Source organism: Jeotgalicoccus meleagridis, assembly GCF_903994045.1.
Lineage (GTDB): Bacteria > Bacillota > Bacilli > Staphylococcales > Salinicoccaceae > Jeotgalicoccus > Jeotgalicoccus meleagridis.
Window position 1 is genome coordinate 25,096 of record NZ_CAJEWD010000003.1, and the last position, 23,717, is coordinate 48,812.

20 protein-coding genes and 3 pseudogenes are annotated in these 23,717 nt (G+C 35.6%); 7 read left to right on the plus strand and 16 right to left on the minus strand.

Annotation, left to right across the window (positions count from 1 at the left end):
- Positions 1–121: 121 nt before the first annotated feature.
- Complete coding sequence (locus tag JEOSCH030_RS00170; protein ID WP_183369068.1) at positions 122–523, plus strand: RidA family protein; 402 nt, start codon at positions 122–124, stop codon at positions 521–523.
- Between the two features lie 63 nt (positions 524–586).
- Here the strand turns inward: JEOSCH030_RS00170 and JEOSCH030_RS00175 are convergent, their stop codons facing one another.
- The 10 genes from JEOSCH030_RS00175 to JEOSCH030_RS00220 all read right to left on the minus strand — a co-directional run bounded on the left by JEOSCH030_RS00175 (position 587) and on the right by JEOSCH030_RS00220 (position 9,730).
- Positions 587–1,537, minus strand: coding sequence for an AEC family transporter (locus tag JEOSCH030_RS00175; protein ID WP_235962173.1), 951 nt, complete (start codon positions 1,535–1,537; stop codon positions 587–589).
- Positions 1,521–1,970: a YaiI/YqxD family protein gene (locus JEOSCH030_RS00180; protein WP_183369070.1), complete on the minus strand. Its 450-nt coding sequence runs from the start codon at positions 1,968–1,970 to the stop codon at positions 1,521–1,523. The genes JEOSCH030_RS00175 and JEOSCH030_RS00180 overlap by 17 nt, the downstream gene beginning before the upstream one ends.
- A gap of 83 nt (positions 1,971–2,053) precedes the next feature.
- Entirely contained in the window at positions 2,054–2,992 is a 939-nt protein-coding gene (locus JEOSCH030_RS00185) for a hypothetical protein (RefSeq protein WP_183369072.1), read from the minus strand.
- A gap of 137 nt (positions 2,993–3,129) precedes the next feature.
- On the minus strand, positions 3,130–3,846 hold the full coding sequence (locus tag JEOSCH030_RS00190; protein ID WP_183369074.1) for a 3-ketoacyl-ACP reductase: 717 nt from the start codon (positions 3,844–3,846) through the stop codon (positions 3,130–3,132).
- 80 nt (positions 3,847–3,926) lie between these two features.
- Positions 3,927–4,601 carry a YjjG family noncanonical pyrimidine nucleotidase gene (locus JEOSCH030_RS00195; RefSeq protein WP_183369076.1) on the minus strand — a complete coding sequence of 225 codons (675 nt, stop codon included), beginning with the start codon at positions 4,599–4,601 and terminating at the stop codon, positions 3,927–3,929.
- A gap of 359 nt (positions 4,602–4,960) precedes the next feature.
- The gene (locus tag JEOSCH030_RS00200; protein ID WP_183369080.1) at positions 4,961–5,713 is read right to left on the minus strand and encodes an iron ABC transporter ATP-binding protein; all 753 of its coding nucleotides are present in this window, start codon (positions 5,711–5,713) and stop codon (positions 4,961–4,963) included.
- Positions 5,710–6,762: an iron chelate uptake ABC transporter family permease subunit gene (locus JEOSCH030_RS00205; protein WP_183369082.1), complete on the minus strand. Its 1,053-nt coding sequence runs from the start codon at positions 6,760–6,762 to the stop codon at positions 5,710–5,712. The genes JEOSCH030_RS00200 and JEOSCH030_RS00205 overlap by 4 nt, the downstream gene beginning before the upstream one ends.
- Positions 6,759–7,781 (minus strand): ABC transporter permease, encoded by a 1,023-nt coding sequence (locus JEOSCH030_RS00210; protein ID WP_183369084.1) that lies wholly within the window; start codon positions 7,779–7,781, stop codon positions 6,759–6,761. The genes JEOSCH030_RS00205 and JEOSCH030_RS00210 overlap by 4 nt, the downstream gene beginning before the upstream one ends.
- Positions 7,782–7,799: 18 nt before the next feature.
- On the minus strand, positions 7,800–8,849 hold the full coding sequence (locus JEOSCH030_RS00215; RefSeq protein WP_183369086.1) for a siderophore ABC transporter substrate-binding protein: 1,050 nt from the start codon (positions 8,847–8,849) through the stop codon (positions 7,800–7,802).
- Positions 8,850–9,052: 203 nt separating this feature from the next.
- Positions 9,053–9,730, minus strand: coding sequence for a response regulator transcription factor (locus tag JEOSCH030_RS00220; protein ID WP_183369088.1), 678 nt, complete (start codon positions 9,728–9,730; stop codon positions 9,053–9,055).
- 287 nt (positions 9,731–10,017) lie between these two features.
- Here JEOSCH030_RS00220 and JEOSCH030_RS00225 point away from each other — a divergent pair, with 287 nt between their 5' ends.
- The 5 genes and pseudogenes from JEOSCH030_RS00225 to JEOSCH030_RS00245 all read left to right on the plus strand — a co-directional run bounded on the left by JEOSCH030_RS00225 (position 10,018) and on the right by JEOSCH030_RS00245 (position 15,975).
- Positions 10,018–11,163, plus strand: coding sequence for an NADH-dependent flavin oxidoreductase (locus tag JEOSCH030_RS00225; protein ID WP_183369090.1), 1,146 nt, complete (start codon positions 10,018–10,020; stop codon positions 11,161–11,163).
- A gap of 293 nt (positions 11,164–11,456) precedes the next feature.
- A pseudogene (locus JEOSCH030_RS00230) lies at positions 11,457–12,601 on the plus strand (IS3 family transposase).
- Positions 12,602–12,620: 19 nt separating this feature from the next.
- Positions 12,621–12,965, plus strand: a pseudogene (locus JEOSCH030_RS10925) (S41 family peptidase); the annotation flags it as partial.
- Positions 12,966–12,996: 31 nt separating this feature from the next.
- The gene (locus tag JEOSCH030_RS00240) at positions 12,997–14,568 is read left to right on the plus strand and encodes an ATP-binding cassette domain-containing protein (protein WP_183369092.1); all 1,572 of its coding nucleotides are present in this window, start codon (positions 12,997–12,999) and stop codon (positions 14,566–14,568) included.
- 594 nt (positions 14,569–15,162) lie between these two features.
- On the plus strand, positions 15,163–15,975 hold the full coding sequence (locus JEOSCH030_RS00245; protein ID WP_208454268.1) for an NAD(P)H-binding protein: 813 nt from the start codon (positions 15,163–15,165) through the stop codon (positions 15,973–15,975).
- Here the strand turns inward: JEOSCH030_RS00245 and JEOSCH030_RS00250 are convergent.
- The 4 genes and pseudogenes from JEOSCH030_RS00250 to JEOSCH030_RS00265 all read right to left on the minus strand — a co-directional run bounded on the left by JEOSCH030_RS00250 (position 15,943) and on the right by JEOSCH030_RS00265 (position 19,461).
- Positions 15,943–16,805: pseudogene (locus tag JEOSCH030_RS00250) on the minus strand (SDR family NAD(P)-dependent oxidoreductase). The gene JEOSCH030_RS00245 and the pseudogene JEOSCH030_RS00250 sit on opposite strands and share 33 nt — an antisense overlap.
- A gap of 127 nt (positions 16,806–16,932) precedes the next feature.
- Positions 16,933–17,568 (minus strand): FusB/FusC family EF-G-binding protein, encoded by a 636-nt coding sequence (locus JEOSCH030_RS00255; protein WP_183369096.1) that lies wholly within the window; start codon positions 17,566–17,568, stop codon positions 16,933–16,935.
- 163 nt (positions 17,569–17,731) lie between these two features.
- On the minus strand, positions 17,732–18,397 hold the full coding sequence (locus JEOSCH030_RS00260; protein ID WP_183369098.1) for an ABC transporter ATP-binding protein: 666 nt from the start codon (positions 18,395–18,397) through the stop codon (positions 17,732–17,734).
- Positions 18,398–18,411: 14 nt separating this feature from the next.
- Complete coding sequence (locus tag JEOSCH030_RS00265) at positions 18,412–19,461, minus strand: ABC transporter permease (protein ID WP_185125020.1); 1,050 nt, start codon at positions 19,459–19,461, stop codon at positions 18,412–18,414.
- Positions 19,462–19,706: 245 nt separating this feature from the next.
- Here JEOSCH030_RS00265 and JEOSCH030_RS00270 point away from each other — a divergent pair, with 245 nt between their 5' ends.
- Complete coding sequence (locus JEOSCH030_RS00270) at positions 19,707–21,068, plus strand: PQQ-dependent sugar dehydrogenase (RefSeq protein WP_183369100.1); 1,362 nt, start codon at positions 19,707–19,709, stop codon at positions 21,066–21,068.
- A 95-nt stretch (positions 21,069–21,163) separates the two neighbouring features.
- Here the strand turns inward: JEOSCH030_RS00270 and JEOSCH030_RS00275 are convergent, their stop codons facing one another.
- The gene (locus JEOSCH030_RS00275; RefSeq protein WP_183369102.1) at positions 21,164–23,296 is read right to left on the minus strand and encodes a heavy metal translocating P-type ATPase; all 2,133 of its coding nucleotides are present in this window, start codon (positions 23,294–23,296) and stop codon (positions 21,164–21,166) included.
- Positions 23,289–23,657, minus strand: coding sequence for an ArsR/SmtB family transcription factor (locus tag JEOSCH030_RS00280; RefSeq protein WP_183369104.1), 369 nt, complete (start codon positions 23,655–23,657; stop codon positions 23,289–23,291). The genes JEOSCH030_RS00275 and JEOSCH030_RS00280 overlap by 8 nt, the downstream gene beginning before the upstream one ends.
- Between the last annotated feature and the right edge of the window lie 60 nt (positions 23,658–23,717).

A 23,717-nucleotide genomic window follows, 5' to 3' on the forward strand; every position in this document is an offset into this window, starting at 1 on the left:
TTGTGAAGTTTAAAACATGAATCATTTTAAACTATTTCACCGATTTTCTTATCGATATTGGATATCCTATTTTACACTGTTTAATGCTAAGATGGAATTAATACATACAGGAGGTAATATTATGACAAGAAAAGCATTTAATACAAAAACAGTCAGCAGCTCTGGTCCTTATTCTCATGTCACTGATGCTGGAGACTTTTTATTTTTCTCTGGTCAAACCGCCAAAAACCGCATTGACTTAGAGGAAGACTTAACAGGCGATATCGCTAAACAAACTGAGGTTGCTTTTAATAACCTTTTTGATGTGATGGCTGATCAAGGTGTATCTGAAAGTGACGTTGTTAAAGTAAACGTCTACTTAACAACTATGAAAAACTTCGAAGCAATGAACGAAGTATACAAAACAAAGTTCTCAGAACCTTTCCCATCTCGTACTTGTGTTGCAGTTTATGAGCTACCACTTGGTGCGGAAGTTGAAATTGAAATCATCGTTAAAAAAACAAGCATAGTATTTAACCTATAAATAAAGCGGCATGAGAATCTTAAATTTAAGATTCTCATGCCGCTTCTTTGTCTGATATACATACTAAAATACTGTCATGGCTGTAAAGATAATCAACGGTACTGTAATCGCACTAAATAAAGTGCTAATCATTACAATTTCAGCAGCGTATTCAGGATCATTGCTATACTGTTGAGCAATGACTGAACTGTTCACTGATGACGGTAAGGCTGTTGTAATGAAGATTGCTTGGGCAACGACACCATCAATATTAAAGACCATCAGTAAGATTAAACTAAAGAATGGAATAATTAACAATTTAAGGCCAGCTGCAATAAATGCTGATGGTCGTAACTTATGAAATTTAATCCCAGCAATTTGGGTTCCAAGTATAAATAAAACAAAACCAATCATTGAATCCTTAACATAGCCAAAAGATTTGGTAAGTGGCTCGATTAAATCAACAGAAAAGTAATTTAAGAGAAGACCAAATACTAAACCGTAAAACATCGGCATCTTAAAGTAACCTAAGAGCGCTTTTAATTTACTAGACTCTGCCGATGAAAGGGCTATAATGCCATAAGAATAAGAAAGGATATTTTGAAACACCATCATAATAACTTGTACGCTCATGGCAAATGGGTCACTTCTAAAGACGAGATCATTAACAGGCACCCCATAGTTCCCCGCATTATAAAGGAGACTTGAGTTAGTAAAAAGCACCTTATGATTTTCTTTCACCTTACTAAGTTTTGCGAAGATACTAGATATCAAAAAAGATACCCCTGCGAATATAAAAAGAAAAAACATTATGTATAACAGTAGTGAAAAATCAATATCTGATTCGTATAGATTCATGAAGATAAAAATCGGCATGATGTAATTGATCATCATCTTACCTAGAGTGCCTCGATCTAGTTGTAACCTTATTTGAACAAAGTAGCCAAGTAAAACGATAATGGCAATTGGTAACATGACGTTGTATAAAATAAAAGCAAATTCTTCCAAGTTATCACCACTATTTCTTAGTCTCATCTAAAGCTTTTGAAAAAATCTTTCTAAATGTCATTCGATCATCATCTGTGAAAGCTTTTGGTCCTTTGGTTCGTCCACCACCTTTACGAATGACCGAACCCATGTGCCTAGTCGCTAACATGTGGTCTATATTTCCTTTATCATACTCATAGCCCATGTGATGAAAGACTCTCACTCTTTTTGCTAATAATAAAGCAGCTAAGCCGTAATCCTGAGTCACGGAAAAATCCCCAGCACTTGCGAGTTGAACGACCTTATAATCCGCAGCATCTGGTCCTGCATCAACATAAACTTCTTCCACATGAGTACTCACATCTTTAGTTGAAAAATGAGAGAGACTAGATACCAGAATAACCTTGATTCCACGCTTCCCACATTCTTTTATAACGACATCTTTGACCGGACAAGCATCAGCATCTACAATAACTTTCATTTTTGTCCCCTTTTAAACATATTAATTAGATTATATCAAAGAAAGACTCATCAAGGCACAAGCCTTAACGAGCCTTAAAAAAATTATTCAACTTCAATAATGTTCAGATCGAACGTGTATTGTTCATCGAAACTGATGTTAATATAATTCGCTCCATCGACTTTTGGTAAGTAAGCAGGTGCTTCTGTAATTTCTACAGTTTCAAAGAACTGTGTATTTCTATAAAAGCTAATCGTGACTGGGCTAGTGACAACATATTCGCTACTTGGCTTATACTCTAGTGCCTCTGTGATTCTATAATTTTCAGCATCGATAAAGTTCCCCTTATTATCGATTCTTTGTCCTTCTGTTACGTCATCACCACTTAAGAAGTCTTGGCCAAATAAAATCGTTCCTTTTATGTTGTCAGTATCTGGTTTACCTCGCCCAACCAAATCATCAGGTGTCGTGTTTTCCACTTCATCTGATGAAGCTTCATCTACAGCACCAGTCAAGAGTTCAACCGCTTCTTGATCTGTTTTAGGCATCGAAACAACAATGCTATCTGCAGCATCAACTTTTTCAATTAAGTATGGTCCATCATGTCCATATTTATTCGTTTTTATAAAAGAGTCCCCATAGAAATAAGAAATATAAGCTGCCCCGGTCAATGTATAATCCTCAGTCGGGTCATAGTCGATAAAATCCGTTCTCGACATATGTGCTCTCGCATCATCTACACCTGAGTAGTTTATCCAAAAGCCTTCTACAATTTCACTATCCTCTAAGAGGTTAATTTCTTCTACCGCTTCATTTTCTTCTTCGGCAGTTTCTTCATCTTCATTTGAAACATTATCTGTAACTTCAGACTCAGCCTCTTCTGTTGAATCTTCTTTTGAGTCCGCTTTTGAATCCCCTTCTTCTGCTTTGTCTGCCTCTGTTTCAACATTTTCTGCATTTGTATCTTCTTTTTGCTCACTAGTATCCTGATTGCTACATGCCGCGATAGTTACCACTGATAAAATAAGTAATAATAGTCTCATGAGGCCCCCCTTATACGCTTACCGTTATATTATATTTACTATACCCATAATTCAGGAAACTAGCTAGTAGGGAAAATAACAGTAAGCTACAAGAAAAAATACACTTACTCTTAAGAGTGAGTGTATTGACAAAAAGCTTATGGATTATTTGACCAGAGTCCTGCGTGTTTTAAGACCACACGGTTATTTAGTTTTAGTTGAGCAACGATAAGCTCAGCTAAATCTTCTGCTTGCATCACTTTTTCAGGATTGCCATCAGTCAATTCTAATTCTTTAGCCATATCCGTTGCGACTGTACTTGGAGTTAGAGTCACGACTCTGATATTATCTTTCCTTACTTCCATCATCAATGATTCACTTAAACCGATGACCGCTGCTTTTGAAGCCGAGTAAGCACTAGTCACAGGACCACCTTTTTGACCTGCTGTTGACGAGATATTGATAATGTCTCCAGCTTGTCTTTCAACCATTTCTGGTAGGACGGCACGCGTTGTATAGTAAACACCTTTAACGTTCACATCAACAATGTTCGTCCATTCTTCTGGTGTTAATTCCATAAATTTACCAAACTTAGAAATACCCGCATTGTTCAAGAGTATATCGATTGGTCCAAGTTCCTGACGAATTTTTTCAACTGCAGCTGTAATATCATCTAGGTCAGACACATCTGCACTGGCAACTGAAACCTTAATATCATAATCTTTAAGCTCTTCTTTTACTTTCTCTAGGTTTTCTAGAGTTCGACCCACTAGACCGACATTCACGCCTTCTTTAGCCAGTTCAATCGCTGTCGCCCGACCAATACCACGACCACCGCCAGTAATTAACGCAACTTTACCTTTAATATCTTGCATGATCATTCTCCTTAATCTCTTAATAACTTTATTTTATCATTTTCAAGGATAAAGATAGAGTCTTACGATTTTTTTCTTCCTTATAGAAGTTTTGGAAGTTCTTTTAAATCATTCACTTCATAATTTAACGGTACCTCAATATTTTGATCTAACTTATAAGGGTTGTACCAACATCTATCTAGTCCTGCATTATATGCACCGTACATATCAGAGATTAAACTATCCCCTACCATTAAGACTTGGTCCGGCGACAGTTCTGCCCGTCTCAAGCTTTCTTCAAAAAATTTAACATTCGGCTTTTCATAACCAATGTCATCAGAAATAAAGAAATCAGTAAAATATTCGAAAAGACCTGCTAATTTTAAGCGATTTTCTTGCATGCTCTTTTGGCTATTTGAAGCGGCATATATCTTATAATTCTTAGATAATGATTGAACCATAAAATCAGCACTTTTCTCTAGAAAATGTTGGCGGCCGAGCCCTCTTTGAAAATGATCTCTTACTTGATTTGAGTCAATATCCAATTTCACCTCTTCTTTTAAGAGTTCAAATCTCGTATTAATCACATCACTCACAGAGATTTCTTCATTCTTTTGTTTTTTCCAGAGATGATCATTAATCTCTAAATACACATTATATAAGTCATCAGTAAAGTCTAAATTAAAATGATCAAAGGTATCTTTAAATGCACCTTCACTTGATTTCGGGAAGTTTAATACAGTGTCATCTATATCTAAAAATATTGCTTTATACATAAGTATCACCTAGTTTTGTTTGATTAAAGATTGATATTTTGATAAATCAAGTATATCACTAATTTTTTCTACTAAGAATATACGTTTTTTATACTTCTCTAATAGTACATTATTGCACGTGTCTAACTCTTTCATTCATCAGCTGTATGAAAGATATTAGAATTCACAAATGCTCCCCCATAAGTATCTACTTAAGGAGGAGCATATCAAAGAAATCTGATGTAAATATTTTTATCACACGATATTATGGGCTTAACCGAAAATCGAGCTGGAAATTCCATTGGGTATAACCAAAATCAAGTCGAATAGACAAAATCAGCTCTAAAGTCTACTTCAATACCATCAAACCCCACACTCTTTTAATAAATAGCGACCTTACCGTGAGGACCATCGATGATTTCTATATCTGTTTCAAATATTCTTGTCAGAGTTTCAGAATCCATCACTTCATCTACACTACCAAAGGCTGCAATTTGTCCGTATTTCATGGCACAAATGCGATCTGAATACTTAGCTGCAAAATTAATGTCGTGCAGTACTGTCACAATTGTTCGTCCAAATTCATTCGCCGCTTCTCTTAGGTGTTTCATCATCTGTACTGAGTGGGCAACGTCTAAGTTATTTAATGGTTCATCGAGTAAGACATATTCTGTTTCTTGACAGAGTACCATAGCGACATAGGCACGTTGTCTCTGTCCACCAGAAAGTTCATCTAGGTAACGGTCTTCTAAGTCTGTTAGGTTTAAAAAATCGATATATTTAGAAATAATTTCTTCATCTTTTTTAGTCAGTCTACCTTTAGTGTATGGAAAACGTCCAAAACCAACTAGTTGTCTCACTGTCAAACGTGTGACAAAGTGATTTTCCTGACGTAATATCGTTAAGATTTTAGCTAAATCTTTAGATTTAGAGCTCGCAATATCCATATCTGCCACTGCTATTTGTCCTTCATCGATATCTAATAGTCTGCCAATCATGAGGAGTGTCGTCGACTTCCCAGCCCCATTTGGCCCAATTAGGGATGTTAATCCTGCTTTCGGAATATCAATTTCTAAAGGACCTATCGCAACTTCTGAACTGTATTGTTTTTTTACATTACTAATTTTTATCATAGTGACCTCTTCCTTAATATTACGATTAAGAACACCAATCCACCGACGAGTTCAATAATTACCGAAACAACGCCTTGGGCATTAAATACATGGTACATGAAAAAGTAAGCACTTGTCAGCACACAGAATCCAATAGCAAGGGCCATAGGAAATATATATCTGTGATCATAGGTTGGTGCTGCTTGATACGTTAACGTCGCGACTAAGAATCCGTAAAATGTCAATGGTCCAACTAGTGCTGTAGATACTGACATCAATATGGCAATGAGTACTAAAATATAAATCACTTGGCTCTTATGACTGATTCCGAATGAAGTAGATGTGTCTCTACCTAGTGACATAACATTCAACTTTCTTGAATGCATTATCAAGAGAATCGCAACAACAATCACCATCGGAATGACTACTGGAAAATATGCCGGATCTGCATTATTGACTGAACCGAACAATCTAGCCTGCAAAACATCAAATTCAGAAGGTGATAAAACCCTTCTCATAAATGTGGATACTGAGTTTAAGCCGCCACCAATAATGATCCCTACTAATAGCATTAATTGTAGATTGCCGTATTTACCTGATAGTAGCCAACCATACAAGATGAGACTCATGAGGATCATCAAAGCAACTTGTAAGAGAAAAGGACCTGTACCTGTAAAATTAACCAAGGCACCTGCACCAAAGAAAAACATCATGCTCGTTTGAATGGTTGAATATAATGAGTCATAACCCAGTAAGGATGGGGTAATGATTCTGTTACTTGTAATGGTATGAAATGCAACTGTTGATAAGCTCTGGCATACTGCAGCAATCAGCATGGCTGTCACTGCTACCATGCGTCGTTTAGTCACAGGAATAAACGACGGTGAATCAACAGGTACAGGGTTGTTATAGAGTAAGAGTCCTGCTGCAAATAGTCCGCCTAGAAGAAGAATAGCGATTAAGATAACCCAATAAGTCGTTCTTTCTCTAGTATTACGAAAAGCTTTGGCAGATCTTTGTTTAGGCTCCGTAACGCTTTGGTTGATGGTGTTTATCCTAAGGTGACTCATCGTGCTCTCGCCCCCTTAGGTTTTCTGTTTCTTAAGAGTAGGTAGATGAATACTACTGCCCCCACTGTCCCAAGAATAACCGAAACAGAAATTTCAAATGGACTGATAATCGTTCTTGAAATAATGTCACATAAGGTAATCACACCCATACCCAGCACACAGACCCAAGGGAGATTACTCCGTAAGTCATCACCACGCATCATGGAGATAATATTGGGTACGATTAAGCCTAAAAATGGTAAGTTCCCAACCACTGCAGCAACAATTCCCACTGCAACTGCCACAAGCATCGTCGCTATTAATACAATCGTGTTGTAATTTAACCCTAATGATTTTGCGACATCTTCTCCTAAACCCGCTATAGTTAAGCGGTCTGCCAATAAGAAAACGAGTATGGTGATAATAATAATGAGCCACAAGTATTCATATCGACCTGCTTGGATTGGTGCAAATGAACCGATAAACCAATTGGCGATATTTTGAGACATATCGAAAAATAAGCCAATAAATGTAGAGAATGCTGAGATAACAGCACCTAACATCAGGCCAATAATGGGCACGATTAATGAAGACCGAAGTTTAACCCGTCTTAAAAATAAGAAAAAGATCATTGTGCCTATGAATGAAAAGACGATGGCACCTAACATTCTTAGCGACAAACTTGGTGAGGGAAATAGTATGTATACAAATAAAAGACCAAGTCCTGCCCATTCTGTCGTTCCTGTTGTGGTAGGTTCTACAAATTTATTTTGGGTAATCAATTGCATTACTAAACCAGATAAAGCCATGGCTGCTCCGGTTAATAATAGTGCTGTAGTTCTTGGCACACGGGTAATAAAGAACATATCCCAGCCATCTTCTTTACCACTAATATCATATACTCCAGTAAACAATGAAATAACCGCCAAGGCTAAAACAACAAGCACTGCGGTGATAAATGGTTTTGTCCATATTTTATTTTTATTAGGAGAGGAGGGCTGAGAAAAATTCCCAACCCCACCCACTGTTTTCTTAAGCATATGATATGCTCCTTAATATTACTGATTAAATGCTTCTGCCATATCTGTGAATAATTCAGTATAAGTTTGAATTGATTCGTTAGTGTAAGTATCTGCAGGTGCATATACAATATTACCTTCAGATACTGCAGTTGTATTTTGTAGTGCAGCTGAGTTTTCAATGACATCCGCTGCAGGTTGTGAATCTTCAGATCCTACCGCTGCATCACGATCAAGCACCATGAGCCAATCTGGATTACTATCAGCAATCGCTTCTACTGAAACGTCATCACCTTGATGATCTGTAGAAGAAGAATCAACTTCTAATGATGGTACCCAGTCAAAGATTTCATACATCGGACCAAAGACGCGTCCAAAGTGTGGTGCTGAGAAGCCTGTTTCTCCACCTGAGACGATTAAACTCATTACTGTTGATTCACCATCGTATGAATTTTTAACTTCTTCAATCGATTGGTCAAAGTTAGCATTGATTTCTTCAGCTTCTGCTTCTTTATCAAAAATCTGACCAAGAATAGTTGTGTTCTCTTTTAGACCGTTGACTAAGTTTTCCCCAGGCGTTTCAGTTTCTTCTGAAACATCAACGTTTAAGTCAATGACAGTCGCTTCAGGAACTAATTCTTTAATGTCCTCGTAGTAGCTTGCAAATCTTTGACCGACGATAACAAGGTCAGGATTAGCTGCTGCAATGACTTCTAAATTCGGTTCACGGTGGTTACCTATATTTTCAACTGCTTCGTCGTCTACGTAGTAACCTAAGTCAGCAGGCATTACATCTTTAGGCGCTGCTACAAGTTCTACCCCGAAATCTCCTAGAGTTTCAAAAGTTCTGTTATCGAGTGCTACGACTGTTTCAGGATTAACAGGTACTTCTACTGTACCGTGTGCATCTTCTATTTCGATTGTACCGCTATTTGCTTCATCTGGTGATTCTTCAGTTGTTTCTTCTGTTCCACTTTCTGTTTCTTCTGTTGTTTCCTCTGAACTTTCTTCAGAATTACCACATGCAGCTAAAGCAAGAACAAAAACTGACATTAAAATCATGTATTTAAAGCGTTTAAACATTTCCATTACTAATACCTCTTCCTCTATTTTACATTTATACTGTTGAGCTATGTAAAACTATCCTCCTTATAAGAAACTAAAATGACTGCAATTGAGAATCATTTTCAATTAAACTTATAAGTTGAAGTATAAGCTATAAATCTGAGAAAGTCCTGAGAATTTCAAGTCATTTTTAAATTTTTTATCCCTAGTTTAGGTGAGATAAATAATCACTCGCTCATTATGTATCCCCTACCATGAACGGTCTTTATATAGCGGTTATCTTTATGACAACCGATTTTCTTTCTAACATAACTGATGTAACGATCAATCACATTATCTGTTACTGCGGTATCATAACCCCACACTTTCTCCATTAGCATATCTCTCGTCACTATCGTATTTAAGTTAGACATAAAATAATACAATAAGTCATATTCTCGTTGGCTAAAAGGAACAAGATGGTTGTTGAGGGAAACTGTCTTTTTCTGTTGATCCAGCATTAAATCTTTAAAAATCAAGTATGTATTATCTTGACGGTTACGTCGTCTCAAAAGTGCTCGCACTCTCTCAATCAACTCTATTTTGACAAATGGCTTTCTGATAAAATCATCGGCGCCCGCTCTCAGGGCGTCCACACAGGAATCTGTTGAGATATTATCTGTAATAATCACTATAGGGATTTGAGTAAATTCTCTTAAGGTTTGGCATATCTCTGGACCAGAGCGACTTAAGTCGTCCCAATCTAAAATAATTAAATCTGTCTTATTACGAGATAGTTCGATCGCAAAGTCATCATCCGGACTCTCATCGTAGAGTCTTAAATCAAATCCTCTATCTACGGTTAGACAACTGACTAATTTTTTAGCCTTAGAACGTTCATTCTTGATGAGCAAGATGTGATTCAATGACCGCTTCACCTCTTTATTTTTGAAGTATCATCCGATACTACAATTTTATAAACTCATTATTATACATATAACATTTCTGAAGCGCTTTATCAATGATAATCATTATCATTGAAATGATGAAATCTTCATTCTAGCAGTATTAGACACATAAAATTCATATGCTAGCCTTTAAATCTTGAGTATTATTTTTGTATATATTTAAAAAGCAATTTATTTTTAGAAAAACCTTGCTATGTTTATAATATGGAAGTGATTGATTTAAAAATTGTAGGAGGTCTCTTACTATGGAGAAGAAATATGAAGGGTTATTTCAACCTTTAACGCTTCCAAATAAGGTTACACTGAAGAACCGTTTTGTACTTGCACCAATGACACACGTTTCATCACATGATGATGGTACAATCTCTGATGTAGAATTGGAATATATAGAAAAGCGTTCTAAGGATGTAGGCTTATCTATTTCAGCAGCAAGTCATGTCACACCAATTGGTCAAGCATTTACCGGACAACCCTCTGTCGCATTTGACAGTGATATTGACGGTTTAAAAAAACTTGCACAGTCTATGAAGAAAAATGGTGCACAAGCACTCGTTCAAATTCATCACGGCGGTGCAAAATCCTTACCTTCATTAACACCTAACGGTGATGTTGTTGCACCAAGTGAAATTCAAATGCAAGCCCAGCCTCCACATAATCCTAGCAAGGTAGATGAGGATTATCACGTGAGAGAGATCACTGTTGATGAAATAAATGAAACTATAAAAGCATTCGGTGAAGCGACACGTTGCGTCATTGAAGCCGGATTTGATGGAATTGAAATTCATGGTGCCAACCACTATCTGATTCATCAATTTGTTTCACCGTATTATAATCGTCGTACTGATGAATGGAAATATGATGACTTTAAATTCCCACTTGCTGTAATCGATGAAGTTGTTTCAGTTGCGAAAGAATATGCTAATGAAGACTTCATTATCGGCTACCGCTTCTCTCCTGAAGAAGCAGAATCACCAGGTATTTCTATGGAATTAACGAAAGAATTACTAGAAACTTTAGTACAAAAACCTCTGGACTATCTTCATGTTTCACTAGGAGATATTCAATCTAAAACACGTGAAGGTAAATACAGTGGAGAAAGTCGTCTTCATCTTGTTCATGAGTGGATTGACAGCAAACTCCCATTGATTGGAATTGGTTCAATTTATACTGCAGAAGATGCCCTAAGAGGATTCGAAACAGGCGATACAGAACTCATCGCACTTGGTCGCGGCATCCTTCTAGACCATGACTTTGTTGGTAAAATTAAAGATGGACGCGCGGATGAAATTACTTCAGAATTTGATCCAGACAGAGCAGACTTACATGAACTACCAGAAAAACTCTGGCACCAGTTGAACGACGGACACTACGGTGTACCGAGAACTAAATAAATATAGTTTTTGAATGGCCTAGAAATGTGATTGCCACACATTTCTAGGTTTTTTCTTTTTGTAGTGATAAGTTGCTCTCTTTTCTCTCACTTATCACCATTTCCCCTTATTTTGGTGATAAGTCACTCTTTTTTACTACACTTATCACCGTTCCTCTTATTTTGGTGATAAGTCACTCTCTTTTACTACACTTATCACCACCTCATACAATTTTCCTCTGAATCGTCTACACTTGATTGGACAACTCCTATGAGGGAGGTTATTGTTAAATCAATGAAAGTAGGCGTTTTTTTATGTCAAGAACGAGAAGAACATTTACCCCTGAATTTAAACTACAGATGGTCCGATTATTTGAAAATGGTAAATCAAAATCTGAAATTGTACGGGAGTATGATCTCACGGCTTCAGCTTTAGATAAATGGGTTAAAAATCATCAGAACACAGGTTCATTTAATCATATTGACAATTTATCTGAAGAAGAGCGCGAACTCAGAAGACTTCGCAAAGACATTCAACAGTTAAAAATGGAAAACGAGATTCTAAAGCAAGCAGCGCTGATCATGGGACGAAAATAGAAGTCATTCGTAAGAATGCACACAAATATTCAGTATCAGCAATGTGCAAAGTCCTTCAAATCTCTAGAAGCACCTATTATTTTGAAATTAATAATCAAAAAACTAACAAGCAGTATGAGCGAGATAACGATATCAATGAAACGATTATTCAGGTATTTAATTCTAACCGAAAATGTTTTGGTACCCGAAGAATAAAAAATGCGTTACATAAACTAGGTTTGACAGTCTCGAGAAGACGCATCGGTCGGGTCATGAAACAGAATAATCTGGTGTCAACCTATACTATCGCAAGCTATAGGCCCTATCCGTCGAAGTCGAACGAGCGTCTGATCACGAATGGTCTAGACCGAGATTTTAACAGAGCACAACCAATGGAAGTCATTGTCAGTGATCTAACATATGTAAAAGTAGCAGGAAAATGGCATTACATATGTGTATTTATTGATCTCTTTAATCGAGAAATTGTTGGGTACAGTGCAGGTTCAAGAAAGAGTGCTGAGCTAGTCTTGTCATCAATCAGCACCATTAAGCATGATTTAAGAGATGTGCAGATGTTTCACACAGACAGAGGAAAGGAGTTCGATAACCAGCTGATTGATGAAGTTTTAGATGGCTTTGATATTGAAAGATCACTTAGTATGAAAGGCTGTCCTTATGACAACGCTGTGGCTGAAACCACGTTCAAAGCGATGAAAATTGAATTTATTAACTAATATACTTTTATATCATTAAAACAATTAAACATCGAACTATTCGACTACGTAAACTGGTATAACAATATTAGACCCCATGGTGCATTGAATTATCTCACGCCAAAGGAGTATAAAGAAAACTTCTATAAAAACTGTCTAATATTCTGTTGACACACCATCTGGTGGTTCAGTTAAAAATGCCATACACTTTTTAGAATATTTCATTCCTTATAAAGAAAATATTGTCTACTTTAAAAATCGTCATAATAATTATAAAATAACTTGTAGTAATAAAATGACTGTATCACCCAAGTGTGTGTATGTCATAATTGACCACCGCACATTAAGCTCAGCAGAATTAATAGCAAAAGCATTAAAAGTAAAATGTAATGCAAAGATATATGGTAGTAGATCTGGTGGAAAAAATATAGTTACAAATATATTTAAATATAAATCATATTCTATTAAAATGCCTCAATTTATATATTACTTTAACGATGACGTAGATGCTTCCTCTCGGTTAAGCGCTGATTAAATTATTAACAACTAAAGGAGATGGTATACAAATGAAAGATTTGATACTTAAAAATAAAAAATTTGTTATCATCACCTTTATTCTGACTTTATTTACCGCAATTTTAACTGTTTCTGTACCTATTCTACTATCCAATATTTTTAATAATAACTACACGATTAACACTCAAAATTTTATACTGATCATTATATTTATGTTTATTACATATGCGATTCAAATTTCAATGGTCATCATACGTGAAAACTTCGCATTAAAGTTTAATACCGACTACACAAAGGAATTATATTCAAAACTATTTAATATGAAGTACGATTCAATTTTAGAGCAAGGGTCTTCTTACTTAATTGATCGTATTGGCCAAACGGTTAATAACTTATACCTATTTTTAATTAACAGTCTTGTTGGCATTATAAGTAATGTCATTATCATCACTGTTTCACTTGTACTTATTGGCTTAATTAATGTTTATCTATTTCTAATGTTGCTAGCGCTCGTCCCTATTAATTACTTAGGATATAAATTCATTAATAAAAAGCTTCATGAAAAAAGTAAGGTAATGCAAGAAGAGACGTCTTCCGGTTATAAAGAGTTAATCGCTATATTTAAAAATACCGATATGATTAAACAAGAAAGTGACTATAACAGAATAGAGTCACTGATTTCTCCTTCAATTAAAAGGATTTACAGTTCAATGGCCAATGTAAATAAATTTGGTCAAAGTACGAGTTTAATCATCAAACTAATCAACAGTTTCGTTCAAAACTTAATGTTCTTCGTCTTGGCTTACTTAATATTCATAGGAGAAACACAAGTCGGTAATCTAGTCATTGCAAGTATCGTGCTTCCGATATTCTTCACTGCACTTCAAGCATTCACCAACGTAAACCTGGAGTATAGAGATTTAATCGTATCTAAAGAATTTGTTGAAGAAAGTATTTTGAATGAGCAAGAAGAACAAAAAGATGTTATTTTAGAAGATATAGAATCTATACATTTTGGTAAAGTTGACTTCAATATCGCTAAGAAAAGTATCACTCACAATATTAATGCCACTTTTAGTCGTGGTGATATTATCTATGTGGATGGCCCTTCAGGATCAGGAAAAAGTAGTTTGATGAAATCACTATTAAAATTCAGAGATGCTTCAGGTATTCGTATAAACGAATACAAGTTAGAAGATATTAATATTCAATCTTTAAGAAATCATATATTTTATTTGTCACAAGAAACTTCAATCCTACCCTTTACCTTAAAAGAAAATATTGCCTTTGGGTCTGTTGATCCATATTATGACTGGAGTAACCTTCAAAATTCTGAACTAATGGCTTCAATACTAAAAAACCACAGTTTAGATGGGAAGTTGTTAGATCAAGGTAGTAACTTATCAGGTGGAGAAAAACAAAGGGTCATGCTAGCGAGGTTATTAATAGAAGACTATGATGTCGTGATATTAGATGAAGTAACTAGTAATATCGATAAAAAGTCACAAGATATAATTTTAAATACAGTGTTGGAAAGAATGAAGAACAAGATTGTATTTATAATATCACATGATTTAACCGTTAAAGAATTTTGTAATAAAGAAATTAAGATTACTTTGTAATTGGTTAGATTAAAAAGTTTATTCTATAATTTAAAAGTAATGTCATTCGCTCACTAAACTAACAATGTTAAGGATATCTGTACGTACATAATTTAAGATTAAAATAAAGCCTACTCAAATTGTGTATTATTGAGTAGGCTTCTTTCTATTAGGTCTGCCTAATTGACATTAATATTTTTTATTCCAAAATGCCTGATTGTTGGAGTATGAGCTATTTCATAAAATGATTCGAAACAAAGTGAAAAGTTTCTGCTCATTAATTTTAAAAATTACAGCCTGCAGAACTAGCCTAAGTGTCGTATTTCAACTATATTCCCTGAAAAAAATGCAAGAGTCTTTATATCTTGTATCTGTTTTAATATCAATGCAATCTCTGTTTAATATCTCTAAGTTCTCAAGGACTTTAATAACACTTTCAAATTCTTTATAACTCTTTGGGTATATGGTTATAAGTATGAATCGTCTACACTTGATTGGACAACTCCTATGAGGGAGGTTATTGTTAAATCAATGAAAGTAGGCGTTTTTTTATGTCAAGAACGAGAAGAACATTTACCCCTGAATTTAAACTACAGATGGTCCGATTATTTGAAAATGGTAAATCAAAATCTGAAATTGTACGGGAGTATAGGTGGTGCTGTTGCAGAATCACTTAAACATTCAAAGTATGCACTTACAGCTTTAATCCACAAGAATACAAACACTTTTCTGGAAAATAACGCTAATTTAATCAAGGGTTCACTGACAGATGTCACTCTTCTAGAAGACCATCTACAAAATCACGACTACCTCTTCATTGCTGTTAATGCTGGGAATGATCCCGAAGCAATTAAGCGTATTGAAGAAGATGCGGTAATCAACGTACTTAAGATTGCAGAAGATGTTGGCATTAAAAAAGTAGTCTATATTTCTGGTATGTATGCTGAAGAAAGATTTTCCAATCACCCATCTGAAAGTGCGAAAATTAATGTAGAAAAACATTTAAAAGAAAGTGACCTTCTATACACGATTTTTAAACCAGGGTTTATAGATGTCACACTACAACAATTTGTCCAAGGTAAACAAATCATGTTACTCGGTAGTCAACCTCATCCCATGCACATTGTGAAACTTAGAGAAATGGCCAATGATATAATTGCTTCTTTTAGCATGCCAGAAACAAAAAATCAAACATATGTTGTAACAGGGAGAGAAGAACCAATACTTCTTAAAGATGCCTTAGAGCAATATGGTAAAAAGTTTGATCCAGTACTATCTGTTAAAGTTATGCCACTTTGGTTTATGAAAATTTTAAACAAGACGTTTTTAAAAGGTAAACTAACCCGCGCCATAGATACGATGAGTTTAATGCAAAAACACGGTGAGATTGGGGATTTAGAAGGTTATCATAAAACATTTAATAAATAAGAAATAGACCCAAAAAAGATAATTAACTTCTTTGGGTCTACTTGTTTTTGTGTATTCTATATTTGTTTTACATGAAGTATATCCACCATCAACATTGAGCACTGTACCTGTTACATATGAAGATAGGTCAGAAGCCAACCAAGCATTTGCTTGCGCAACTTCATCTGCATCAGCAAATCTATGAAGCATACTTAATTGTTTAGCATACTCATCTGGTTCAAAACCAAATTGATCCAAGGCACCTCTCAGCATAGGTGTATCAATAGCACCAGGAGCGACTGAGTTAATGCGTATTCCTTTAGGAGAATAGTCCATAGCTGCATTTTTAGTTAAACCAATAACACCATGTTTGGCTGCTACATACGCAGGGTTTGCAGGCTGAGGTCTAATACCACTTACTGATGAAGTATTAACGATTGATCCCGCAATATTATTTTCTTCAAAATATTTCAGCTCATATTTTAAGCATAGTACTACACCACGTAGGTCCACTGACATCAGCTTGTCATAGTAATTCATATCGATTTCAGAAAGTGGTTTATCATCTGGAGTGATTGCTGCGTTGTTAATAGCAACATCTAATTTTCCATACGTATCTACTGCAAAATCAACCATAGCTTTCACTTCTTCTTCGTTAGAAACATCTACCTTACAAAATGAAGCTTCCCACCATTTTGTTTAATTTCTTCAACTACCTCATTGCCCGCTTCTTCATTGAAATCAGCAACAACAACTTTAGCCCCGATTTTAGCAAATAGTAAGGCTGTCGATTTACCCATACCCATTGCTGCACCTGTAATTATAGAAACTTTGTTTTCTAGTGATAACATATTGAAAATCTCCTCCTTTTCAATCTCATATTAACAAAAGTCAGAACATTATCATATTTTTATGAACCCATAAAAAACAGGAAGGCAACCTCTGTTCAGATTCCCTTCCCGTTATTACCTAACAATATTATTTCAGACTCTCAATGAATGCATAAAAATCATCGATGTTTGTTAGATTACTATTACATATTGCACTATCATTACAAATATAATCGCCTTTTTTACTATAAGTTCCGTCATTTCCCGTTTTGGATTTACTTAAAAATAGTGATACGTCCGATTCATGATTACATATTTTACAGAATCCTTTTACTTTCTTTCTCGATAAAGTTCCATATGTCCCTTTCAATTCATCATTAGTATCTCTATATATAAAATATTTTCGATCTGTAGCAATATCATTCCAAGCTAAAAATACAGTCGATTTTCTATCCACTAAATCAAAATCTGGTGTTTTTAATTTTTTAACTTTCTTAAATAACTTATTAATCTGAACATCACTTGGAATTTCAAATCCATCTACATAAGGTTTTAGCTTATTAAAATGAAAGTCCAATTTCTTTCTAGTCAATCTAACATCATCTAGCGCTTCAATAAACACCTTAGAATCCAGTTTATGTTGGTCAAGCACGTTCTTAATTTTATTTAATAATAATTCTTTATGAGCCTGGTGTAATTGAACATCATTCGTTTGATACACTCTATAGAGTTCACTGGCATCATTTTTTATTTGATTAAATTCATAAACTTTCAATTGTGTCATTTCTATTTCCTCCTAATTTTTAGAAGTACTCTATGAAATGAATCTTATATTTCAATAAAGCACTTCTTATTATAAACGTTCAGTGCTTGTTCGTATGATTAATGACATATTGTAATGTCTCATGTAATTCACTCCTTTTACACCCTCAAGTATACCAGATAAACTACTTTATTTTTTCTAAAACACCATCTGTCATTTTGTATACCGCATCACAATATTCGGTCAATCTTTCATCATGAGTCACAATGATACACGTCTTGTCTCTTTCAATCGTCTGTTCTTTTAAAATTTCCATAACCTTCATCGCATTTTCTGTATCAAGTGAAGCTGTGGGCTCATCGGCCAAAATAATACTAGGATTCGTATATAAGGCTTTGGCTATGGCAACACGTTGTTTTTGTCCCCCGGATATTTCACTAGGTAATTGATTTTTCACTTCAGTTAATGACAAATGATTAAGCAGTTCATCCAGCTCTTCATCAGTCATGACATCTTTTTTTGATTTCTTCAATAGTTTAAATTGCTGTTGGACAGAAAGAAATGGGACCAAATTACTGGCTTGAAGTATAAAGCCAATCTCACTCATTCTGAGCTTAGCTAAACTTTTTGTATTCATCCCTGTGATTTTCTGTCCATTCACGATAACTTCGCCTTCGGTGGGTGTTTGTAGAGCACCTGCCATGGTTAAAAAGGTACTTTTACCAGAGCCTGATGGCCCGATTACTGCAATACAACTTCCCTTATCGAATTCAACTGAAGTTTTCTTAACCGCTTCTATACTTTGATTCCCATCTTTAAAAGTCTTTTTCACATCTTTAAATTTAAGCATACTATCCGCCTCTCTTAACCGATTGCTTTTAATGGATCTACTTTTCTAACACTAATGACTGAGAACAGGCTGCCTAGCATAGCAACAATAATTAAGACCACCATATAAATAACCATGGTTAAATAATCAAATTCTATAGGTACTGCTGGCGGTAGAAATACACCTGTTAATAAGGTAAGTCCTAGGCCAATAATAGTACCCATCAACGCTACAATCAGTGTCTGCCCTAAGACAGAACGGGCTAAATAACCATTAGTAAAGCCTTGGGCTTTTAAGACCCCAAAAAGACTTGTTTTCTGTAAAGTTAACACGTATAAGAAAATGCCAATGACCGCTGATGAGATAATGAATAAGAATATTATCATAAAGTTTAGAGTTAATTGCTGTGGTGTATATCCCGGTAAATTCTCTACAAATTCATCAATAGCCAGCACTTCAAGTTCATCATCAACATTTACATTTTCAAAATTTTCATCCTTGACTACTACAGCATTGATTACATCTTCACCTAGCATTGGATTTAATTTTTCTACTGTTTCATTACTCGCAAACAGTAATGAAGATGCACGGTACTGAGCACTATCAGTGAAACCAGTAATTTCCAACACTTCATCACTATTGGATAAATTCAACTCATCTCCTATATTGAATCCAGCTTCTTTTAGTGAATAATCTGCAACCACTTCATTTTCAGATACTGTAGCATCACCTTCTATAACAGGAGGCATTAAGAATGAGTCTTCTTCTAAGCCGAACACAAAGGCATTCTCTTCTACTTCTTCATTAGAAATAATGACAGAAAGCTCTTTTAGCTCTGCCTGTTCTTCAAATAAATTATTGATATCCTCTGTATTAATCATAGATTGTTGGATTGTTTGATTCGCATCTTCACTAATCACAATGGCATCAGCTTCCCACTGATCAATCGCTTCCTTATTAAGGTTCATTAATCCGCTGGCTAAACCAGACAAAAGGAATAGTAAATAACTAATCATCACAATAACACCAATGATTAATCCAAATTTCAATTTGTTTCTTCTAATTTCATTCCAAGCTAAATACATAGCTACCCCAACTTTCATTTAACTAACCCATCCATTATAAACTACATGACTGACTCCTCAAAGAAGAAAACTATACGACCTATAAATTGATTGAAATTTCAGAATTATTATGGTATTATTACTATAAGTCAGTCTCCCTAATAAATTAAGGTTCGTGAATACTACACAATTTTGATACTAAGGTTCAGTCTAGTGAACGTTACTATATATTGAGTTTGTATATTTTATGTTAGGAGGGAGAAAATATGCCGAAAATTACGTGGTCTATGTTACTCTTTTTTACTGTGTTGATTTTTGTATTGGTTTTAAGCGCATGTAGTAATGAAGATTCTTCAGACCAAGGCACAGCCGAAGAGACAGATGCAGCAACTGAAGAGACTAGTGATGAGTCTAGTGAGGACGAGAGCGCTTCAACGGAAGAAGACGATAGTACTGATGATGCCGCTTCAGAAGAAAATGAAGATGGTAGTGCAGAATCTGAACCTAAAGTAACTGAGTTTGAGCCAGCATTCGAAGAGCAAACGAGAGCACCAGCGGTAGAGACTGAAACGGAGCTTAATGTAGAAACTGTTACTGAGGGTCTTGATGTTACTTGGGGTATGGAAGAGTTTGAACCGAATCGTTTACTTGTAACTCAAAGGGATACAGGAGAACTTCTTATCGTTAATCTTGAAGATAACTCTGTGTCAGATCCAATAGAAGGGACACCAGAGGTCTTTAATGAAGGACAAGGTGGTTTATTAGATGTCACTGTTGCACCTGATTTTGAAGATTCAAGATTAGTATATCTTTCCTTTTCCGAAGAAGTTGATGATGGCAACTTAACTGCATTAGGTAAAGGTGTGTTATCAGAAGATGAAACTTCTCTTGAAGATTTTGAAGTCATCTTCCAAGCAGAACCAGCTTATGATGGCGAGCTGCACTTTGGTGGACGTATTATTTTCGATGAAGACGGAAATCTATTCTTAACAACTGGAGAGCGTTCGGATACACCAATTCGTGAACGTTCACAAGATCTAGATGTTTATATAGGTAAAGTTATTCATATCACACCAGACGGTGAGCCAGTAGATACAAATCCATTCATCGATGATGAGGATGCTTTAGACGGTATTTATAGTTATGGTCACCGTAATATTCAAGGGATCGACTTCAACCCTGACACAGGAGATTTATGGATTGTAGAATTTGGACCTCAAGCTGGGGATGAGTTGAACATTGTTGAACCAGGAAACAACTATGGTTGGCCAGTTGTGTCTTATGGTATTGACTATGATGGTGAGTTTATCAATGATGGAATCGCAGAACACGAAGCACAAGGTTTTATTGAACCTAGATATTATTGGGACCCAACCAGTGCACCAAGTGGTATGTCATTCTATGATAACGATGCAATTCCTGAATGGGAGAACAACTTATTTATCGGTGGTTTAGCACCGAACTATATTGTACGTGTGGTCATTGAAGATGACACAGTTGTAGGTGAAGAACGTCTACTCACTGACGAAGGTGAACGTTTCCGTGATATTCTTGTTACTGAAGATGGCGCACTTATCGCAAGTACTGATGGTGGTAAGATTTATAAAGTGACAGCAGCGGATGAGTAAGAATATCCCTAATCGTTAACAGTATTAAAAAGCAGTCATTCTTGTGTGCCCAAGAATGACTGCTTTAAATTTTTATTCCATCAATTAAATGTAAGCTACTTTTTACGTTTCAATAATCTTAAACTGTTTAAGGTAACAAGTAAGGTTGCACCCATATCAGCAAATATCGCAATCCATAGTGTTAACCAACCTGGTATGACTAATAATAAGGCTAGTAGTTTGATAGCTAATGAGAATGTAATATTTTGCTTAATAATCGTCACAGCTTTACGGCTTAATTTAATAGTGTACGGTAATTGGTTCAGATCTTCTGACATTAAGGCTATATCAGCTGTTTCTAATGCTGTATCGGTACCAGCGCCACCCATTGCCACACCGACAGTAGAAGCGGCTAGGGCTGGAGCATCATTGACACCATCTCCCACCATTCCTACTTTTTTATGTTTTCCATAAAGTTCTTTAATGAAATTCAGTTTATCTTCTGGAAGTAAACTTGCTTTAACATCTGACACTCCGACTTGTTTACCAATTTCTCTTGCTGTCCGTTCGTTATCTCCTGTCAACATCACTGTTTCAATACCGATTTTATTTAACTGATTAATAACAGCTTTAGATGTCTCTCTTATTTCATCTGCTACTGCGATAAGAGATAAAATTTCTTCTTCATTCCCTAACACCATGACTGTTTTTCCTTGAGCTTCTATATCATTAATTTGTCGTTTTTGACTATTCTCAAGAACACCGTGAATTTCTTCAAAAAGTTTTGGACTTCCTACATAATACATTTCATTATTTACTTTGGCTTTTACACCTTTACCTGTTATAGATTGAAAATCTTCAACCACTAACTTATCAAAATCCAATCCTCTACTTTCCGCTTCTCTCATCAGCGCTGAAGCTAGTGGATGTTGCGACCCTTTTTCAATCGCTGCGGTAATTGTCAATAAGTCATTTTCATTCCCACTATACGTAATGATATCCGTTACAGCAGGAACACCTTTTGTTAAAGTGCCTGTCTTATCAAAAGCAATAGCTTTTAAAGCGCCTGCTTCTTCTAAGTAAATACCACCTTTAATTAAAACTCCGTTATTCGCTGCATTTCCTATAGCAGTCACTACTGCAACAGGTGTTGAAACGACTAAGGCACAAGGACAACCAACAACTAAGACTGCTAAGCCTTGGTATACCCAAGTACTCCATGCAGCACCAAATAATAGTGGTGGTACGACTGCAATTAAAAGTGCGAGAACGACGATAAGCGGTGTATAATACTGTGCAAATCTATCCACAAAGGCTTGGGAAGGTGCTCTTTCTGCTTGAGCTTCTTCTACTAAATGAATGATTTTGGCAATAGTTGTATCTTCTACCTTTTTTGTGACTTCGACTTCTAGCAATCCTTCTTCATTCAAGGTTCCTGCAAAAACTTCGTCTTCAAGAGTTTTAGTTACAGGTACACTTTCACCTGTAATTGCAGCTTGATTTAAGGTTGATATTCCCTTAATTACTCTTCCATCCATGGCTAACTTTTGGCCAGGTTTTACAATCATAATATCGCCAACTAGAATATCTTCAACGTGTACTTTGATTTCTTCATTGTTACGACGAATGACCGCTTCTTTAGGAGCAATATCCATCAAAGATTCAATGGACTGTCGAGCTTTGTCGACTGAATAACGTTCTAACGCTTCGCTTATGGCAAACAAGATAACCACCATAGCACCTTCGCCCCATTGACCAATCGCTGCAGCGCCTATAATGGCGATTGTCATAAGCGTCTTCATATCGAATTTAAATTTGCTGAGGTTTTTAAATCCTTGAATAAATAATGAATATCCACCGATCACAATTGCTGTTGCGTAACCAATCGTTGGAATAAGTTGATTTTCACCATATTGCTGACTTAAAATCCAACTCACAACTAATAATACGGCTGAGATATACACTTTGATATTTGCTTTTTGTTTCCAAAATGATTCTCGCTCTACTTTTTGTTCCTTGTCATCACGAACCTTTAAATTTTCAAAAGCACCTGCTTCTTCCAATTCCTCAATCGTTGTTGTTCCCTGAACATAAATTTTAGACGCTCCAAAGTTTACCTTTGCATCCTCAACACCTTGTAAAGCTTTTACGTTGTTTTCAAAAGTGTTTGCACAGTTCGAACACGAAAATCCTTGAACGCGGTACGTTTTCATATCTTGATCCGATAAAGTAACTTGTTGATCAGACATTTACCTTACCTTCTTTCTCATGTGCTAATGCGTTAACAAATAGTTGTTCAACATGAGCATCGTCTAGCGAGTAAAATGCTTGTTTACCTTCTTTTCTGTATTTAACGATTCCTTGAGCATGAAGCGTGCGTAGGTGGTGGGACGCATTTGCAACTGTTGCGCCAATAATATTTGCGATGTCACATACACATAACTCTTCGCTTTTTAGTAATGCAAATGTAATTTTAGCTCTATTCTCTTCAGCAATTGCTTTAAACAATTGCGCAATACTAGAAATATTAACGTTTTGTAGTTCATCTTGGATGCGACTTACTTTTTCTTCATCATAGCAATAAATCTCACATGTCTCTTTATTACTCATTCTTTCACCTCATTGTCATTCAAATGTTCATTTGATTATATTATACACTTTTAATTCCAT

Bases quoted from the DNA above. Each gene is read 5' to 3' on its own strand.
- JEOSCH030_RS00170 (WP_183369068.1), top strand. From the start codon at position 122: ATGACAAGAAAAGCATTTAATACAAAAACAGTCAGCAGCTCTGGTCCT.
- JEOSCH030_RS00175 (WP_235962173.1), bottom strand. From the start codon at position 1,537: ATGAGACTAAGAAATAGTGGTGATAACTTGGAAGAATTTGCTTTTATT.
- JEOSCH030_RS00180 (WP_183369070.1), bottom strand. From the start codon at position 1,970: ATGAAAGTTATTGTAGATGCTGATGCTTGTCCGGTCAAAGATGTCGTT.
- JEOSCH030_RS00185 (WP_183369072.1), bottom strand. From the start codon at position 2,992: ATGAGACTATTATTACTTATTTTATCAGTGGTAACTATCGCGGCATGT.
- JEOSCH030_RS00190 (WP_183369074.1), bottom strand. From the start codon at position 3,846: ATGCAAGATATTAAAGGTAAAGTTGCGTTAATTACTGGCGGTGGTCGT.
- JEOSCH030_RS00195 (WP_183369076.1), bottom strand. From the start codon at position 4,601: ATGTATAAAGCAATATTTTTAGATATAGATGACACTGTATTAAACTTC.
- JEOSCH030_RS00200 (WP_183369080.1), bottom strand. From the start codon at position 5,713: ATGATAAAAATTAGTAATGTAAAAAAACAATACAGTTCAGAAGTTGCG.
- JEOSCH030_RS00205 (WP_183369082.1), bottom strand. From the start codon at position 6,762: ATGAGTCACCTTAGGATAAACACCATCAACCAAAGCGTTACGGAGCCT.
- JEOSCH030_RS00210 (WP_183369084.1), bottom strand. From the start codon at position 7,781: ATGCTTAAGAAAACAGTGGGTGGGGTTGGGAATTTTTCTCAGCCCTCC.
- JEOSCH030_RS00215 (WP_183369086.1), bottom strand. From the start codon at position 8,849: ATGGAAATGTTTAAACGCTTTAAATACATGATTTTAATGTCAGTTTTT.
- JEOSCH030_RS00225 (WP_183369090.1), top strand. From the start codon at position 10,018: ATGGAGAAGAAATATGAAGGGTTATTTCAACCTTTAACGCTTCCAAAT.
- JEOSCH030_RS00240 (WP_183369092.1), top strand. From the start codon at position 12,997: ATGAAAGATTTGATACTTAAAAATAAAAAATTTGTTATCATCACCTTT.
- JEOSCH030_RS00245 (WP_208454268.1), top strand. From the start codon at position 15,163: ATGGTAAATCAAAATCTGAAATTGTACGGGAGTATAGGTGGTGCTGTT.
- JEOSCH030_RS00255 (WP_183369096.1), bottom strand. From the start codon at position 17,568: ATGACACAATTGAAAGTTTATGAATTTAATCAAATAAAAAATGATGCC.
- JEOSCH030_RS00260 (WP_183369098.1), bottom strand. From the start codon at position 18,397: ATGCTTAAATTTAAAGATGTGAAAAAGACTTTTAAAGATGGGAATCAA.
- JEOSCH030_RS00265 (WP_185125020.1), bottom strand. From the start codon at position 19,461: ATGTATTTAGCTTGGAATGAAATTAGAAGAAACAAATTGAAATTTGGA.
- JEOSCH030_RS00270 (WP_183369100.1), top strand. From the start codon at position 19,707: ATGCCGAAAATTACGTGGTCTATGTTACTCTTTTTTACTGTGTTGATT.
- JEOSCH030_RS00275 (WP_183369102.1), bottom strand. From the start codon at position 23,296: ATGTCTGATCAACAAGTTACTTTATCGGATCAAGATATGAAAACGTAC.
- JEOSCH030_RS00280 (WP_183369104.1), bottom strand. From the start codon at position 23,657: ATGAGTAATAAAGAGACATGTGAGATTTATTGCTATGATGAAGAAAAA.